This is a genomic window from Cellulomonas humilata (assembly GCF_013359775.1).
Classification (GTDB): Bacteria; Actinomycetota; Actinomycetes; order Actinomycetales; family Cellulomonadaceae; genus Cellulomonas; species Cellulomonas humilata.
Window position 1 is genome coordinate 153,677 of the sequence record NZ_JABMCI010000069.1, and the last position, 14,908, is coordinate 168,584.

Consider the following 14,908-nt stretch of genomic DNA (forward strand, 5'->3'; position numbering starts at 1 on the left):
CCGCCCCTCCTCGCACGGACAGGAAGGCGGGTCCGGATGGATGCCCTCGTCTCACAGCTCTTCGCGGGCCTCAGCCTGGGGTCGGTGCTGCTGCTCGCGGCGCTCGGCCTGGCGCTGACGTTCGGCCAGATGGGCGTCATCAACATGGCGCACGGCGAGTTCATGATGGCCGGCGCGTACACGGCGTTCGTGGTGCAGAAGGTGATCGCCGACGCCGGGGTGTCCCTGCTGGTCTCGCTGGTGATCGGGTTCCTCGTCGGCGGCCTGCTCGGGCTGATCCTCGAGATCACGCTCATCTCGCGCATGTACACGCGCCCGCTGGACACCTTGCTCGTCACGTTCGGTGTCGCGCTGGTGCTCCAGCAGCTGGCGCGCGACGTGTTCGGCGCCCCCAACGTGGACGTCCGCGCACCGGCCTGGCTGTCCGGGGCGGTGCCGATCCTCGGCGTCGGGATCCCGCGGACCCGGCTGTTCATCCTGGCGCTCGCGATCGTCTGCGTGGTCGCCCTGGCGCTCCTGCTCAAGCTCAGCCCGCTCGGTCGGCGCATCCGGGCCACCGTGCAGAACCGCGACCTGGCCGAGACGTCGGGGATCTCGACGCGGGCCACCGACCGGCTGACCTTCTTCATCGGGTCCGGTGTGGCCGGCGTCGCGGGCGTGGCGCTCACCCTGCTCGGGTCGGTCGGTCCGACCGTGGGCACCAACTACATCGTCGACGCCTTCCTGGTCGTCGTGGTCGGCGGCATCGGCCAGCTCAAGGGAGCGGTGATCGCGGCGTTCGGCCTCGGGCTGCTCTCGGCAGGCTTCGAGTACTCGACCACCGCCAGCCTGGCCAAGGTGCTGCTGTTCGTCGTCATCGTCGCGTTCCTGCAGGTCAGGCCCCAGGGGCTCGTCTCGGTGCGCACGCGGAGCCTCGCATGAGCCCCCGCGTCCGGGTCTGGGGCGGTCTCGTCATCGCCGCCGTGGTGCTCTTCGGCGTGGCGCCGGCCCTGCTGTCGGACTTCCGGCTCAACCTGCTGGCCAAGTTCTGCTGCCTGGCCATGGTCGCGGTCGGCATCGGGCTGGCGTGGGGGCGCGGCGGGATGCTCGTGCTCGGCCAGGGGGTGTTCTTCGGCCTGGGCGGCTACCTCATGGCCATGCACCTCAAGCTGTCCGACGCGGGCCCCGGCGGGGTGCCCGACTTCATGCTCCTGTACGGCGACGGCACGGTGCCGGGCTGGTGGGAGCCGTTCCGGGACCCCGTGGTCACCATCCTCGCGATCCTGGTCCTGCCCGCGTTCGTGGCCACCCTGCTGGGCCTCGCGGTGTTCAAGCGGCGGGTCCGCGGCGCCTACTTCGCCATCCTGTCGCAGGCGCTCGCGGCGGCGTTCGCCATCCTGCTGATCGGCCAGCAGAAGGTCACCGGCGGCACCAACGGGCTCAACGGGTTCCAGTCGTTCTTCGGGTTCACGCTCTCCGACCCCGTGAACAAGCGGATGCTCTACTTCATCGCCGCGGGCGTGCTGCTCGCCATGGTCGCGATCGTGCGGCTGGTGATGAACTCCCGCTACGGCGAGCTGCTCGTGGCGGTGCGCGACCAGGAGAACCGCGTCCGGTTCCTCGGCTACGACCCCGCCCTGGTCAAGGTGGTCGCCTACGCGATCGCCGCCTGCTTCGCCGCGATCGGCGGGGCGCTGTTCACGCCCATCGTCGGGATCATCTCGCCGGCCGACGTGGGCGTGGTGCCCTCGATCGGGTTCCTGGTCGGCGTCGCGATCGGCGGGCGCGCCACCCTGCTCGGGCCGGTGCTCGGTGCGATCGGGGTGTCGTGGGCGGAGACCTCGCTGTCGGAGTCGTTCCCGTCGTTCTGGATCTACTTCCAGGGCGCGCTGTTCATCCTCGTCGTCGCGTTCCTGCCCAACGGGCTGGCGACGATCGGGCGGCTGTTCCGCCGCCGGGTGAAGGAGCCGGAACCCGTGCCTGACGCCGCGCCCGCCACCCTCGAGACCGCGGGGACGCCGACATGACCGACGAGACAGGATCGCTGGACCCCGAGGCGCTCGAGGCGGTCATCGCCGCCGACGAGTCTCGGTTCCGGCACGACTACCTCGAGATCCGCGACCTGCGCGTGGTGTTCGACGGGTTCGTCGCCGTGGCGGGCGTCGACCTCACCGTGACGCAGGGAGACCTGCGGTTCCTCATCGGCCCCAACGGTGCCGGCAAGACCACGATCGTCGACGCCATCACGGGGCTGGCGTCGGCGACGGGGTCCATCCGGTTCGGCGGCGTGGAGCTCGTCGGCAAGCCGTCGCACAAGGTCGCGCGCGCCGGGGTGGGCCGCACGTTCCAGACGGCCAGCGTGTTCGACCAGCTGACTGTGCTCCAGAACCTGGACATCGCGGCGGGCTCCGGCCGGAAGGCCCGGGTGATGCTGCGGCGGCGGTCGTCGGTTCCCGAGGCCGTCGAGGCGGCGCTCGAGACGGTCGGGCTGACGCACCTGCGGGACGTGCCGGCTGGGGTGCTCGCGCACGGGCAGAAGCAGTGGCTGGAGATCGGGATGCTCCTGGTGCAGGACGCCCGGCTGCTGCTGCTCGACGAGCCCGTGGCGGGCATGAGCCAGGCCGAGCGCGAGGAGACCGGGCTGCTGCTCCAGCGGATCGGTGCCCAGCGGACGGTGGTCGTGGTCGAGCACGACATGGAGTTCCTGCGCAGCTTCGCCTCGTCGGTGACGGTGCTCCACCAGGGGTCGGTGCTCAGCGAGGGGACGGTGGCGCAGGTGCAGGCGGACCCGAAGGTGGTCGAGGTGTACCTGGGCCGAGGCGCGGGCGCACGAGGGACAGGAGCCTCCGATGCTTGAGCTCACCGGGGTGCACGTGGGGTACGGGCGGACGTCCGTGGTGCACGGGGTCGACATCGCCGTGGCCGACGGCGGGGTGACCGCGATCATGGGCCACAACGGCGCCGGCAAGACGACCCTGCTCCGGGCGGCCGTCGGGCTGCTGCCGGTGCGCAGCGGTCGGGTCACCCTGTTCGGGGAGGACGTGTCGAGGCTGCGGCCGCACCAGCGCGTGCGCCGCGGGCTCGCGTACGTGCCGCAGGGGCAGCAGTCCTTCGGGCAGCTCACCGCGCGGGAGAACCTCCAGCTGGTCGCGGACGGCGCGGGGTCCGCGGGGGCGGCTCGGATGGACGACGCGCTCGACCTGTTCCCCGCCCTGCGCGACCTGCTCGGCCGGCGTGCCGGGCTCCTGTCCGGCGGTCAGCGGCAGCAGCTCGCCATCGCCCGCGCGCTGCTCACCGGCCCGCGCGTCCTGATCCTCGACGAGCCGACCGAGGGCATCCAGCCGTCCGTCGTGCAGGAGATCGAGGACGCCATCGGCACCCTGACCCGGACGGGCGGGCTGTCCGTGCTGCTGGTCGAGCAGCACGTCGGGTTCGCCCTCGCCGCGGCCGGGCAGTACTACGTGCTGGAGTCCGGACGGGTGACCCGCTCGGGTGCGGGCGGGGCCGACCAGGAGGCCGACGTGCGGGCGGCGATGGCCCTGTGAGCGTCGGTGCGGTCCCCCTGGAGGTCTACGCTTCGTGACCATGAGCACGGAGGATCCCCGCTCCTTGCGGGACGTGGTCTATCAGCAGCTGCGCGACGAGATCCTCAACGGACGAGTCTCGCCGCGGGAGCGGCTGACGGAGCCCAAGCTCGGCAAGCAGTTCGACGTCTCCCGCACCCCGGTGCGCGAGGCGCTGTCCCGGCTGCTGTCCGACGGCCTGGTGGAGCGCACCGACTTCGGGTACGCCGTCGTCGTGCCCAGCCTGGAAGACCTGCGCAACCTGTACGAGCTGCGGATCACGCTCGAGCTGCGCGGGATCGCCCGGGCCATCGAGAACCCGCAGGTCCGGCACGACGAGGAGCTGCTGCGCACCGAGCGGGAGAAGTGGGCCGACCTGCGCGACGCCCCGCCCGAGCCGGACGCCAGCTTCGTGCTCTTCGACGAGGGGTTCCACCAGGTGCTCTCCCGGTCGTCGGGGAACACCCAGCTCACCGGCGCCCTGGTCACCGTGAACCAGAAGATCCGCGCGGTGCGCATGCACGACTTCGTGGAGCCCGACCGCATCACCGCGACCATCGACGAGCACCTCGAGATCCTGACCCTGGTCCTCGCTCGTGAGCTGCCGTCGGCCCTGACCGCCCTGCACAAGCACGTGGGGGAGTCGCTCGAGGTCGTCATGGAGCGCGCGACGAGGTCGATGACCCGGATGGCGCTCGCGGGCTGACCGCTCGCCGCTGGCCGCCGGCGGACCGCAACGTCCGAGCATGTGGCTGCCATGGCGCGCACTTCCTCGGACGTCCCGATCACCACCGCCGCGGCGTCCGAGCATCTGGTCGCCGGAGCGCGCACTTCCTCGGACGTCATGTCCCAGCGACCTCGGGAGCACGCGTAACGCACCGTTTACCCGGGTGCGAGGGGTGGGAAACACGGCCTCCGTAGCGTGCCGGATACCGGGGTGTATACATCCCGCGCCGAGCGCCCTCCGGGGGCCCGGCCCGACCGCACCCGGGGGACGCCGTGTTCGACACCCTGCTCGTGGCCAACCGCGGCGAGATCGCCGTCCGCATCCTGCGCAGCGCGCGCGAGCTCGGCCTCAAGACGGTGGCGGTCTACTCGGACGCCGACGCGGCCGCCCCGCACGTGCGACTGGCGGACGTGGCCGTGCGCCTCGGCCCTGCGGCGGCGGGCGAGAGCTACCTGCGCCCCGAGCTCGTGCTGCACGCGGCGGCGGAGAGCGGGGCCGGTGCGATCCACCCCGGGTACGGGTTCCTGTCCGAGAACGCGCAGTTCGCGCGCGAGGTCGAGGCGGCGGGGCTCGCGTTCGTCGGGCCGACGCCCGCGCAGCTGTCGGTGTTCGGCGACAAGCACCAGGCGCGCGAGGCGGCAGCCGCGGCGGGCGTGCCGCTGGTCGCGGGCAGCGGTCTGCTGGGGTCGGTCGAGGAGGCGCTCGCGGCCGCGTCGGTCGTCGGCTATCCGGTCATGGTCAAGGCGGTCGGCGGCGGCGGCGGGATCGGCATGCAGGCGTGTGCCGACGCCGACCAGCTGGTGGCCGCCTTCGACCGCGTGCAGCGGCTGGCGGCGGCGAGCTTCGGCAGCGCCGGGGTGTTCCTGGAGCGGTTCGTGTCCCGCGCGCGGCACCTGGAGGTGCAGGTGTTCGGCGACGGCGTCGGCCGCGTGGTCAGCCTGGGCGACCGCGACTGTTCCCTGCAGCGGCGCAACCAGAAGGTGGTCGAGGAGGCGCCGGCACCCGCACTGCCCGACGACGTGCGCGCGATGCTGCACGAGTCCGCCCGCGCGCTGACGGCGTCGGTGGCGTACCGGTCCGCGGGCACGGTGGAGTACGTGTACGACGTGGACCGCGGCGAGGCGTCGTTCCTCGAGGTCAACACGCGGCTCCAGGTCGAGCACCCGGTGACCGAGGCCGTGACCCGAGTCGACCTGGTGGCGTGGATGCTCCAGCTGGCACAGGGCGACGTCTCGTTCCTGAACGGCGTCCCCGACGAGGGTCCGGCGGTCGTCGGTCACGCCGTCGAGGTCCGCGTCTACGCCGAGGACCCCCGCAAGGACTACCAGCCGAGTGCCGGGCTGCTCACGGAGGTCGTGTACCCCGACGACCCGGCGGTGCGCGTGGACGCGTGGGCCGAGACCGGGCAGCAGGTGACCAGCCACTACGACCCGATGTTGGCCAAGGTGATCGTGCACGCGGCCGACCGGTCCGCTGCATTCGCGGCATCGGCCGAGGCGCTCGCGGCCACCCGGTTCACCGGGGTGCAGACGAACCTCCCGCTGCTGCGCGAGGCGGTCCGGCAGCCCGACGTGCTGGCCGCCGAGCACACCACGGGCACCCTCGCAGGGGTCACGGACGACGAGCCGTATATCGACGTCGTCCGGCCCGGCGTGATGACGACCGTGCAGGACTGGCCGGGCCGGCTCGGCTACTGGGACGTCGGCATCTCGCCCTCGGGGCCGATGGACGACCTCTCGTTCCGGCTGGGCAACCGCGCGCTGGGCAACCCCGAGGGCGCGCCCGGGCTGGAGTGCACGCTGACCGGACCGCGCCTGCGGTTCAGCCACGAGACGGTCGTCTGCGTGACGGGTGCGCCCGCGCCGGTGACGGTCGACGGCGCCGCGGTGCCGCAGTGGGAGCCTGTGACCATCCCCGCGGGCGCGGTGCTCGACGTCGGCGCTCCGTTCGATGCCGGCCTGCGCACCTACGTCCTGCTGCGCGGCGGGCTGGACGTGCCGCTCTACCTCGGCTCGGCGTCGACCTTCTCGATGGGCGGCTTCGGCGGGTACACCGGCCGCGCGCTCGTCGTCGGCGACACGCTGGTGCCGGGCGTCCCCGACGGACCCGACCCGGTCGCCGTGCCGGAGGACCTCCGTCCGCAGCTGGTGCACGAGTGGGAGGTGGCGGTCCAGGAGGGACCGCAGCCGGCGCCGTCGTACTTCACGCCCGCGGACATGGACATGTTCTACGAGGCCACGTGGCAGGTGCAGACGCACGCCAACCGCACCGGCATCCGGCTCACCGGACCGAAGCCGCAGTGGGCGCGACCCGACGGCGGCGAGGCGGGCCTGCACCCGTCGAACCTGCACGACAACCCGTACTCGGTCGGCGCGCTGAACGTCTCCGGCGACACCCCGATCCTGCTCGGCCCCGACGGCCCCAGCCTCGGCGGGTTCGCGTGCCCGCTGACCGTGGTGGTCGGGCACCGCTGGAAGATGGGCCAGATCCGGCCCGGCGACACCGTGCGGCTGCTGCCCGTGCCCGACGCCACGGCGGACGCGCTGCGCACCGACGACGCCCTGCGCGCGTCGGCGCACCTCGGCCCTGACGTGCTCACCGGCCCCGACGGCGACGACGGCGTCCTTGCGCGGGTCGCCGGCACGCCCGACGTCGTCTACCTGCGCGGTGGCGACGACAACGTGCTCGTCGAGTACGGCCCGATGGTGCTCGACCTGGGCCTGCGGATGCGGGTGCACGCCCTGGGCGAGGCGTTGAAGGGCACCCCGGGCGTCATCGACATCACACCCGGCGTTCGCAGCCTGCACGTGCACGTCGACCCGGCGGTGCTCGGCGTGCGCGCGCTGGTGGACGTGCTGGTCGGGCTCGAGGCGTCGCTGCCCGCCACGGAGGACCTCGTCGTGCCGAGCCGGCGCATCCACCTGCCGCTGTCGTTCGACGACCCGGTGATCGCCGAGGCGGTCGCCCGCTACCAGGCCGGGGTCCGCCCGGAGGCGCCGTGGCTGCCGTCGAACATCGAGTTCGTCCGCCGCATCAACGGCCTGCCGTCCACCGACGACGTGTTCGACACGATGATGGCCGCCGAGTACCTGGTGCTCGGCCTCGGGGACGTCTACCTCGGCGCCCCGCTGGCCGTCCCGCTCGACCCCCGGCACCGCCTGATGACCACCAAGTACAACCCGGCCCGTACGTGGACCGCCGCCGACACCGTGGGGCTCGGCGGTCAGTACCTCTGCGTCTACGGCATGGACTCGCCCGGCGGCTACCAGCTGGTGGGCCGCACGGTGCCCATCTGGTCCGGGCACCGGCAGCGGGGGGTCTTCGAACCCGGCAAGCCCTGGCTGCTCCGGTTCTTCGACCGGGTCGTCTGGCACCCCGTCGCGGCCGACGAGCTGCTCACCCAGCGCGACGCGTTCGCTGCGGGCCGGCTCGACGTCGAGGTGGAGCACGGCACGTTCTCCTACCGCGAGCACCTGGAGCTCCTGACCGAGCACGCCGACGACATCGCCGAGTTCCAGGCACGCCAGGCCGCCGCCTTCGCCGACGAGCGCGCAGCCTGGGAGCTGGCGGGAGAGTTCGACGCCCCCACCGAGGAGCCCGCGCACGCGGGGGACCTGGGTGCCGGGCCCGGCGAGATCGAGCTGCTCGACGGCTGCGTGCTGGTCGAGGCGCCCATGGTCGGCAGCGTCTGGCGGATCGAGGCGCAGGCCGGCGAGCAGGTCAAGGAGGGCGACCTGATCGTCGCGCTGGAGGCCATGAAGCTCGAGCTCGGCGTCACCGCGCCCGCCGACGGGACCGTGCTCAAGGTCCTCGTCACACCGGGGCAGCACGTCGCGCCCGGCGCGCCGCTCGCGATCTTGGCGGTGGGTGCGTGACGGGGACGACGATGGACGGCGTGACGAGCGAGACGCGGGTGTCGGCAGCTGTCGGGGTGGCCGAGGCGCGCGTCCGTGCCGCGTACGCGCGGATCTCCGAGGTCGACCGGCCGGAGGTCTGGATCGCGCTCCTCCCGGAGCAGGTGGCTCTCGAGTCTGCCCGAGAGGTCGATGCCCGCCGCGCCGCCGGCGCCATCCTCCCGCTCGCGGGGCGCACGGTGGCGGTCAAGGACAACATCGACGTCGCCGGGGTCCCGACGACCGCCGCGTGCCCGTCCTACGCCACGGGGCCCGCGACCCTCACCGCTGCCGCGGTGCAGGCCCTGGTCGACGCGGGCGCCGTGGTGCTCGGCAAGACCAACCTCGACCAGTTCGCCACCGGGCTCGTCGGGGTCCGCAGCCCGTACGGCGCTGTCCGGCACGCCACCCTGCCCGAGCGTGTCTCCGGGGGGTCCAGCTCCGGGTCGGCCGTCGCCGTGGCGCTCGGCATCGCCGACATCGGGATCGGCACGGACACCGCCGGGTCGGGCCGCGTGCCGGCCGCGTTCGGGGGGCTGGTAGGTATCAAGACGACCCTCGGCCTCGTGCCGACCACGGGCGTCGTCCCCGCCTGCCGGAACTACGACGTGGTCACCACCTTCACGCGGGACCTGGAGCTCGGCGTCCTGGCCACCCGGACGATGACCGGCGCCGACCCGCTCGACCCGGTGCGCCGCCCGTGGCCTGCGGACGTGCGGCTGGGACTGCGCACCGCGCCCGTGGTGGCGATCCCGCGCGACGCGGACGTGGCCTCCCTCTCGGCCGGCTGGCGAGCCGCGTTCGACGCCGCCGTCCAGGCGGTCCGCGCGGTCGGTGGGCAGGTCAGGACCGTGGACATCTCGGGGATGCTCGCCGCCGCCCGGCTGCTCTACGACGGCGCGATCGTCGCGGAGCGCTACGAGGCCGTCGGGGCGTTCCTCGCCGACGCGCCCGACGCCGACCCGACCGTGCGGTCGATCATCCTGGCCGGCCGCGACGCCCCGGCCCACGCCTACGTCACCGACCGGGCACGGCTGGCCGCGGCCAAGGTCGAGGCGGCGGCCGTGCTGGACGGCTGCGACCTGCTCCTGCTGCCCACCACCACGGAGCACCCGACGATCGCCGCCGTGCAGGCCGACCCGGTGGCCATCAACCGACGCCTCGGCACGTACACCAACTTCGTCAACCTGCTCGACATGGCGGCCGTCGCGATCCCCGCCGGGACGGCGGACGGGGGACCGTTCGGGATCACCCTGGTGTCGCGCGCGTTCGACGACCAGCTGGCGGTCGATCTCGCGGCACGGATGCTGGGCGTCGAGGGCGCGCTCCTCGTCGAGGACGGTGTCGACGTCCTCGTGGTCGGCGCCCACCTGCGCGGCCAGCCCTTGAACCGGGAGCTGGAGGAGCTCGGTGCGCGGTTCGGCCGCCCGGTCCGGACGTCGGACGCCTACCGCCTGGTCGCCCTCGACACCCACCCCCGCAAGCCCGGCCTGCTGCGCGTGGGTCCCGGCGCGGGGGCGCCGATCGCGGGCGAGGTGTGGCGGCTGTCGGCCGGCGCGCTGGGCAGGATGCTCGCCGGCCTGCCCGCTCCGATGATGCTGGGTCAGGTCGAGCTCGCGGACGGCTCGTGGGTGGTCGGCTTCGGCTGCACCGCGGAGGCGGGCACCGCCGGGGCCGACATCACCGAGACGGGCGGCTGGGTGGAGGCCCTGCGGCGCGGCCTCTGAACACCCGAGCGCTACCGGTGCCTGGTGCGGTCCCGGGCAGGTATCCGGAGCCCGGACGCGCGCAGGCGCCGGATCAGCTCCTTGGCGCTCACCAGCTCGGCGCCGAGCGCCACCAGCTCCTCGATCCGCTGGTCCGGAACGTCGTAGTGGTCGAGGTCGAACCCCCGTGGCGGGATCCCGGCCCGGGACGCGAACGCGTGCAGCTCCTCCAGCGACGAGTCGCTGACCAGGTGGCCCCAGAGCATGCCGTGGTTCGGCCACATCGGGGGGTCCACCAGCACGGTCACGGCTCGAGCGTAGGCACGGGTGTGCGGTCCTCACACGCTGAACAGGCGGGATGCCTGCGACTCGGCCTCCGCGTAGGTGCGCGCCGCCGACTGCATCGCGGCCACGATCTGCTCCAGCGACGCGTCGAGCCGCGCCTCCGTGGCCGACCAGTCGGTGAGCACACCGGCGAAGGCGGTCGCGGCGGCGCCCCGCCACGAGCCCTGGAGGTCGGCGAGCTGCCGGTGCATCGCGGCGACCTCGCTACGGATGGTGCCCGCGCGCGCCTGGACGCTCGCCGCCGCCGTCGCGACCTGCGCACTGTCGACCTCGTACCTGCTCATGGGACCTCCGTCGTCGAGGCCGGGTGATCCCGGCGCTGGTCGAGGACGCTACGAGGGCCGCGAGCCGAGCGGGTGGTGGTCGGTGTCATCGGTGCGAGTGCGCGCGGCCCGATGGGGCTGTGGGCGGCTGGGCGGCCCGACAGGGCGGGGTGCGGGCGGTTGCACCCGGCGGTCCGTCCCCGGTCGGGGTGCCGCTGCACCCCGACCCGGGACCGACCAGCTCTCAGTCACACATTCGCAGCCCGACCAAGGACCAGCAGAACGAGGCACGCGAGAGCGCTCCCACAGCGTACTACGCCACGACTCCGGGACCGCCCCCGCACGACACCGCGTTCAGCCGGTCAGGAGCGTGCGGCGGTCGAGTCCTCGGTGCCGCGCTCGGCGCCCACGGTGTGCTCGGCCGTGTGCTCGGTGCCGCGTTCGGTACCCCGCTCGGCCGCGGCCGTCGCAGCGGCGGCGTCGATCGCGCGGAGCTCCTTCTCCAGCCGCTGGAGCTCGCCGGACAGGTTCTGCCGCGCGGGCTCCTCCCACGCCGACCCCAGCGGGCTGACGAACAGGGACGGCCGGGCGAGCAGCTTGTGCAGGATGCGCACCCGGGCGCGCAGGTAGTCCTCGACCGGCAGGTGCGAGTACTCGGTGCGGATGTCCTGCACGTACGCCTTGTACTTCTGCGGCTCGGTGGCGAGCATGGCCAGGTCGGCGTCGCAGAGCACCGCGCAGTCGAAGTCCGACGGGTTGGGTGCGTGCCGGACCAGGGCGACGACGAGGTCGTGCACGCGCTGGGCGCGGGCCTCGGGGACGCCCAGGGCCAGCAGCTCGTCGAACGCCAGCCGGGCGCTGGCGATCTCGTCCTCGCCGCCACGGTTGGCGTAGGCCTTGCGGTCGGCGGCGTCGAAGATGGCGCCGTGGTACCAGGCGGCCAGGCGCACGACGTCGGGCTGGTGGGTCTCCTCGACCAGCTCGTCGACACGGATGAGCACGTCGACCAGGTGCTTCAGGTTGTGGAACGACCGTCCGGGCGAGCCCCACCGGTCCACCAGCGCCTGCCCGGCGTCGCGGATCTGCTCGGTGGGAGCGGTGGCACCGGCCCCGACGGCACTGCGCACGAACGCGGACAACAACCACTGCGGTGCGTCATGGACGCCCATGAATCAGCCTTCGTCCGACGGTAGGAACCCGCCATGGTAGCCCTCAGGACTGTGACTCGTGGGCCGGAGCGGGGAGGGTGACGCGGACCGTGGTCCCGCCCCCGGGTGTCTGCGACAGGAGCACCGACCCGGAGTGCGCGTCGACGATCGCGGCGACGATCGCCATGCCCAGCCCCGCGCCCCCGGAGTCGCGCCCGCGGCTGGCGTCCACCCGGTAGAACCGCTCGAACACGCGCGCCGCGTGCTCCGGGTCGATGCCGGGCCCGTGGTCGCGCACCTCCAGGGCACCCTCGCCGGTGGGCAGCATCCCGACCGCGATCTCGACCGGGGTGCCGGGCGGGGTGTGCTGGACGGTGTTGCCGACGAGGTTGGCCAGCACCTGACGCAGCCGCGACTCCTCGCCGACGACGACGCACGGCGCGCCCGCGGCCCCGTCGACCAGCGGGACCAGCCGCGTCGAGCGGGACGGGTCGAGGGCGTGCAGGTCGCTGACCGCGTCCGCGGCGAGCACGGTGAGGTCCACGGGGCCGGTGCGCAGGGGGCGGCCCTCGTCGAGGCGGGCGAGCGCGAGCAGGTCCTCGACCAGCGCGCCCATGCGGGTGGCCGACTGCTCGATGCGGCGCAGGGTGTCGTCCACCTGGTCGGTCGTGGTCAGGGCACCCATCCGGTACAGCTCGCCGTAGCCGCGGATGGTTGCCAGCGGGGTCCGCAGCTCGTGGGAGGCGTCGGCGACGAACCGGCGCATCCGGGCCTCCGACGCGGACTGCGCCCCGAAGGCCTGCTCGATCTGCGCGAGCATCCCGTTCAGGGCGGCGCTGAGCCGGCCCACCTCGGTGTGCTCGGGCCCCGACGGCACGCGTTGCGTGAGGTCGCCTGCGGCGATCGCCGCGGCGGTCGTCTCGATCTCCCGCAGCGGCTTGAGCGAGCGACGGACCGCCCAGGCGCCCGCGACCGCGCCCAGGAGCACGATGCCCAGCCCGCTGAGCAGCAGCACGAGAGTCATCCGGCGCACCGTGTGCTGGATGTCGCCGAGGGGGAGCGCGATGACCGCGGTGCCGACCGTCCCGTCCCGCATCGTGAAGTTGTAGGCCACCACGCGCCACTGCGAGCCCGGCTGCGTGGAGGAGACCGTGAAGGGGTCGCCATGGCGGGCGGTCGCCTGGTCGATGCTCATCGACGGCACGTTCGGTGTGCCGTACTGGTCGCGGGTGGTCTCCGAGAGGATCGGCAGCTCGTCGTCGTCGACCGCGTACCGCAGGTAGTAGTCGCTCGGCGTGTAGAACGGGTTGCCGCTGATGTCGAGCTGGCTCAGCCGCTGCGTCGCCACCTGGGTGCCCTCGGTCTGGAGCTTGGTGTCCACCTGGCCGACGAGCGTCCCCTCGAGCAGGGCCGCGCTGGTGGCCCCGGCGAGCACCAGCCCGAACGCGAGCAGGACCGTGACGATGCCGACCAGGCGGGTGACCAGGGGGACGCCCGCCCAGCGGTCGCGGAGCGCGCCCAGCGGGCGTCCTGGGGGCGCGGTCTCCGCGATCTGCGCGGTGTCGTCGGGTGCCGTCGGGGCCGTCGTGCTCACGTCGACTCGCGCAGCAGGTAGCCCACGCCGCGCTTGGTGTGGATGAGCGGGGGCAGCCGGGACCCGTCCGGCCCGTCGATCTGGTCCACCTTCCGGCGCAGGTAGGAGATGTAGGACTCGACGATGTTGGCGTCGCCGCCCCAGTCGTACTGCCAGACGTGGTCGAGGATCTGCGACTTCGACAGCACCCGGCCCGGGTTGAGCATGAGGTAGCGCAGGAGCTTGAACTCGGTGGGGGACAGGTCCACCGCGTGGCCGGCGCGGACCACCTCGTGGGAGTCCTCGTCCAGCTCGAGGTCCGCGTACCGGAGCACGCTGCCGTCGTCGGCGAGGCCCGGCCGCGTCCGGCGCAGGACCGCGCGGATGCGGGCGACGACCTCCTCCAGGCTGAACGGCTTGGTCACGTAGTCGTCGCCGCCGACCGTCAGGCCCTGCACCTTGTCGGCCGTGTCGTCGCGCGCGGTGAGGAACAGGACCGGGACGTGCTGGCCCTTCTCGCGCAGGCGTCGGGTGACCGTGAACCCGTCCATGTCGGGGAGCATCACGTCCAGCACCACCAGGTCCGGCTCGACCTCGCGCGCGAGGCGCAGGGCGGAGCCCCCGTCGGCGGCGGCGTAGACCTCGAAGCCGGCGAAGCGCAGCGACGTGGCCAGCAGCTCGCGGATGTTCGGCTCGTCGTCGACGACGAGCAGACGTGCCTCCGGGGGTGTGGACATCCTCCGATTCTCCGCCCGGAGCCTGGGAGTTCGCTGGGTGAATGCGGGGTTCGCTCGAATGTGATGACGCGCACGCGTGACAGATTCATCCGGTCGGCAAAGATGGACGAGCGACCTGGAAGCGGACAGATCGGACGGCCGTTCGTTGCGGGATCGGGGTTCGGCGGGGGTACCGTCTCCGCGTGACCCTCCCCTTCTCCGGTGGCCCCCGGCCGGTCGTCACCGTCATCCAGAGCTCTCCCGACGTCCCGCTCGACCGCTTCGGCGAGTGGCTCGGCGACGTCGAGCTGCGCATCGTCGCGGCCTTCGCCGGTGAGAGCGTTCCCGCGGTCGACCAGGTGGGCGACGGACTCGTCGTCCTCGGCGGCCACATGTCCGCGCACGACGACGCCACCGCCGTCTGGCTGCCGGAGCTGCGCGCGCTGCTCGCGGACGCCAGCGCGCAGGGCGTCCCGACGCTCGGCATCTGCCTCGGTGCCCAGCTGCTCGCCGCGGCGCGCGGCGGCCGCGTGCAGGTGGCGGCCCCTCCGGGACGCGAGTCCGGCGTCGTCGACGTGCGCTGGCGGCCCGAGGCCACCGGCGACGTGGTCGTCGGTGCCGTCGCGGCCCTGGCCGACGCCCGGCACGCCACGCCGCAGCCGAGCATGCACGCGGACGCCGTCGTGGACCTGCCGCGCGGTGCGGTCTGGCTGGCGTCGTCGGCCATGTACCCGTACCAGGCCTTCCGCATCGGCTCCGCCTGGGGCGTGCAGTTCCACCCCGAGGCCGGCGCGGACACGCTGCGCGGCTGGGCCGACGGGCACGACGACGTCGACACCGACGCCGTCCTCGCGGCCTACGCTGCCCGCCAGGGCGAGGTCGAGGCCGTGGGCCGCACGCTCGCCGAGTCGTTCGCCGCGCACGTGCGCGCGACCGCGCAGGAGCCCGTCTCCGCCTGACCGGACAGCAGAGCGCCCGACCCCTGCGGGGGTCGG

At 73.4% G+C, this 14,908-nt stretch carries 13 protein-coding genes; 8 read left to right on the forward strand and 5 right to left on the reverse strand.

Translation table 11 applies throughout. The features are described from left to right. The first annotated feature begins 36 nt into the window (after nt 1-36). From urtB to atzF, 7 genes are all read left to right on the forward strand, one after another. Entirely contained in the window at nt 37-921 is an 885-nt protein-coding gene (gene urtB, locus HP550_RS16885) for an urea ABC transporter permease subunit UrtB (RefSeq protein WP_056085679.1), read from the forward strand. Further along, nucleotides 918-2,006, forward strand: coding sequence for an urea ABC transporter permease subunit UrtC (gene urtC, locus HP550_RS16890; RefSeq protein WP_175348846.1), 1,089 nt, complete (start codon nt 918-920; stop codon nt 2,004-2,006). The genes urtB and urtC overlap by 4 nt, the downstream gene beginning before the upstream one ends. After that, the gene (gene urtD, locus HP550_RS16895) at nt 2,003-2,836 is read left to right on the forward strand and encodes an urea ABC transporter ATP-binding protein UrtD (RefSeq protein WP_175348847.1); all 834 of its coding nucleotides are present in this window, start codon (nt 2,003-2,005) and stop codon (nt 2,834-2,836) included. The genes urtC and urtD overlap by 4 nt, the downstream gene beginning before the upstream one ends. Continuing rightward, nucleotides 2,829-3,524 carry an urea ABC transporter ATP-binding subunit UrtE gene (gene urtE / locus HP550_RS16900; protein WP_056085677.1) on the forward strand — a complete coding sequence of 232 codons (696 nt, stop codon included), beginning with the start codon at nt 2,829-2,831 and terminating at the stop codon, nt 3,522-3,524. Before urtD ends, urtE begins: the two co-directional genes overlap by 8 nt. 40 nt (nt 3,525-3,564) lie before the next feature. Then, nucleotides 3,565-4,248 (forward strand): GntR family transcriptional regulator, encoded by a 684-nt coding sequence (locus HP550_RS16905; protein ID WP_175348848.1) that lies wholly within the window; start codon nt 3,565-3,567, stop codon nt 4,246-4,248. 293 nt (nt 4,249-4,541) lie between these two features. Continuing rightward, complete coding sequence (uca, locus tag HP550_RS16910; protein ID WP_175348849.1) at nt 4,542-8,144, forward strand: urea carboxylase; 3,603 nt, start codon at nt 4,542-4,544, stop codon at nt 8,142-8,144. A gap of 11 nt (nt 8,145-8,155) precedes the next feature. Continuing rightward, nucleotides 8,156-9,889 (forward strand): allophanate hydrolase, encoded by a 1,734-nt coding sequence (gene atzF / locus HP550_RS16915; protein WP_175348891.1) that lies wholly within the window; start codon nt 8,156-8,158, stop codon nt 9,887-9,889. Nucleotides 9,890-9,900: 11 nt separating this feature from the next. Here atzF and HP550_RS16920 read toward each other — a convergent pair whose 3' ends face one another. The 5 genes from HP550_RS16920 to HP550_RS16940 all read right to left on the reverse strand — a co-directional run bounded on the left by HP550_RS16920 (nt 9,901) and on the right by HP550_RS16940 (nt 13,934). Continuing rightward, nucleotides 9,901-10,176, reverse strand: a complete 276-nt coding sequence (locus HP550_RS16920; protein ID WP_175348850.1) for a DUF4031 domain-containing protein — start codon at nt 10,174-10,176, stop codon at nt 9,901-9,903. 30 nt (nt 10,177-10,206) lie between these two features. Beyond that, a complete protein-coding gene (locus HP550_RS16925; RefSeq protein ID WP_175348851.1) occupies nt 10,207-10,497 on the reverse strand; it encodes a WXG100 family type VII secretion target in 291 nt (96 codons plus the stop codon). Between the two features lie 341 nt (nt 10,498-10,838). Beyond that, nucleotides 10,839-11,645, reverse strand: a complete 807-nt coding sequence (locus HP550_RS16930) for an HD domain-containing protein (protein ID WP_246280950.1) — start codon at nt 11,643-11,645, stop codon at nt 10,839-10,841. Between the two features lie 43 nt (nt 11,646-11,688). After that, a complete protein-coding gene (locus HP550_RS16935) occupies nt 11,689-13,218 on the reverse strand; it encodes an ATP-binding protein (protein WP_175348852.1) in 1,530 nt (509 codons plus the stop codon). Then, nucleotides 13,215-13,934, reverse strand: coding sequence for a response regulator transcription factor (locus HP550_RS16940; protein WP_175348853.1), 720 nt, complete (start codon nt 13,932-13,934; stop codon nt 13,215-13,217). Before HP550_RS16940 ends, HP550_RS16935 begins: the two co-directional genes overlap by 4 nt. Before the next feature lie 182 nt (nt 13,935-14,116). Here HP550_RS16940 and HP550_RS16945 point away from each other — a divergent pair, with 182 nt between their 5' ends. Then, nucleotides 14,117-14,872 carry a glutamine amidotransferase-related protein gene (locus HP550_RS16945; RefSeq protein WP_175348854.1) on the forward strand — a complete coding sequence of 252 codons (756 nt, stop codon included), beginning with the start codon at nt 14,117-14,119 and terminating at the stop codon, nt 14,870-14,872. The last annotated feature ends 36 nt before the right edge of the window (nt 14,873-14,908 follow it).

Coding starts and splice junctions, on each gene's coding strand:
- urtB (WP_056085679.1), top strand. CDS start 37: ATGGATGCCCTCGTCTCACAGCTCTTCGCGGGCCTCAGCCTGGGGTCG.
- urtC (WP_175348846.1), top strand. CDS start 918: ATGAGCCCCCGCGTCCGGGTCTGGGGCGGTCTCGTCATCGCCGCCGTG.
- urtD (WP_175348847.1), top strand. CDS start 2,003: ATGACCGACGAGACAGGATCGCTGGACCCCGAGGCGCTCGAGGCGGTC.
- urtE (WP_056085677.1), top strand. CDS start 2,829: ATGCTTGAGCTCACCGGGGTGCACGTGGGGTACGGGCGGACGTCCGTG.
- HP550_RS16905 (WP_175348848.1), top strand. CDS start 3,565: ATGAGCACGGAGGATCCCCGCTCCTTGCGGGACGTGGTCTATCAGCAG.
- atzF (WP_175348891.1), top strand. CDS start 8,156: ATGGACGGCGTGACGAGCGAGACGCGGGTGTCGGCAGCTGTCGGGGTG.
- HP550_RS16925 (WP_175348851.1), bottom strand. CDS start 10,497: ATGAGCAGGTACGAGGTCGACAGTGCGCAGGTCGCGACGGCGGCGGCG.
- HP550_RS16930 (WP_246280950.1), bottom strand. CDS start 11,645: ATGGGCGTCCATGACGCACCGCAGTGGTTGTTGTCCGCGTTCGTGCGC.
- HP550_RS16940 (WP_175348853.1), bottom strand. CDS start 13,934: ATGTCCACACCCCCGGAGGCACGTCTGCTCGTCGTCGACGACGAGCCG.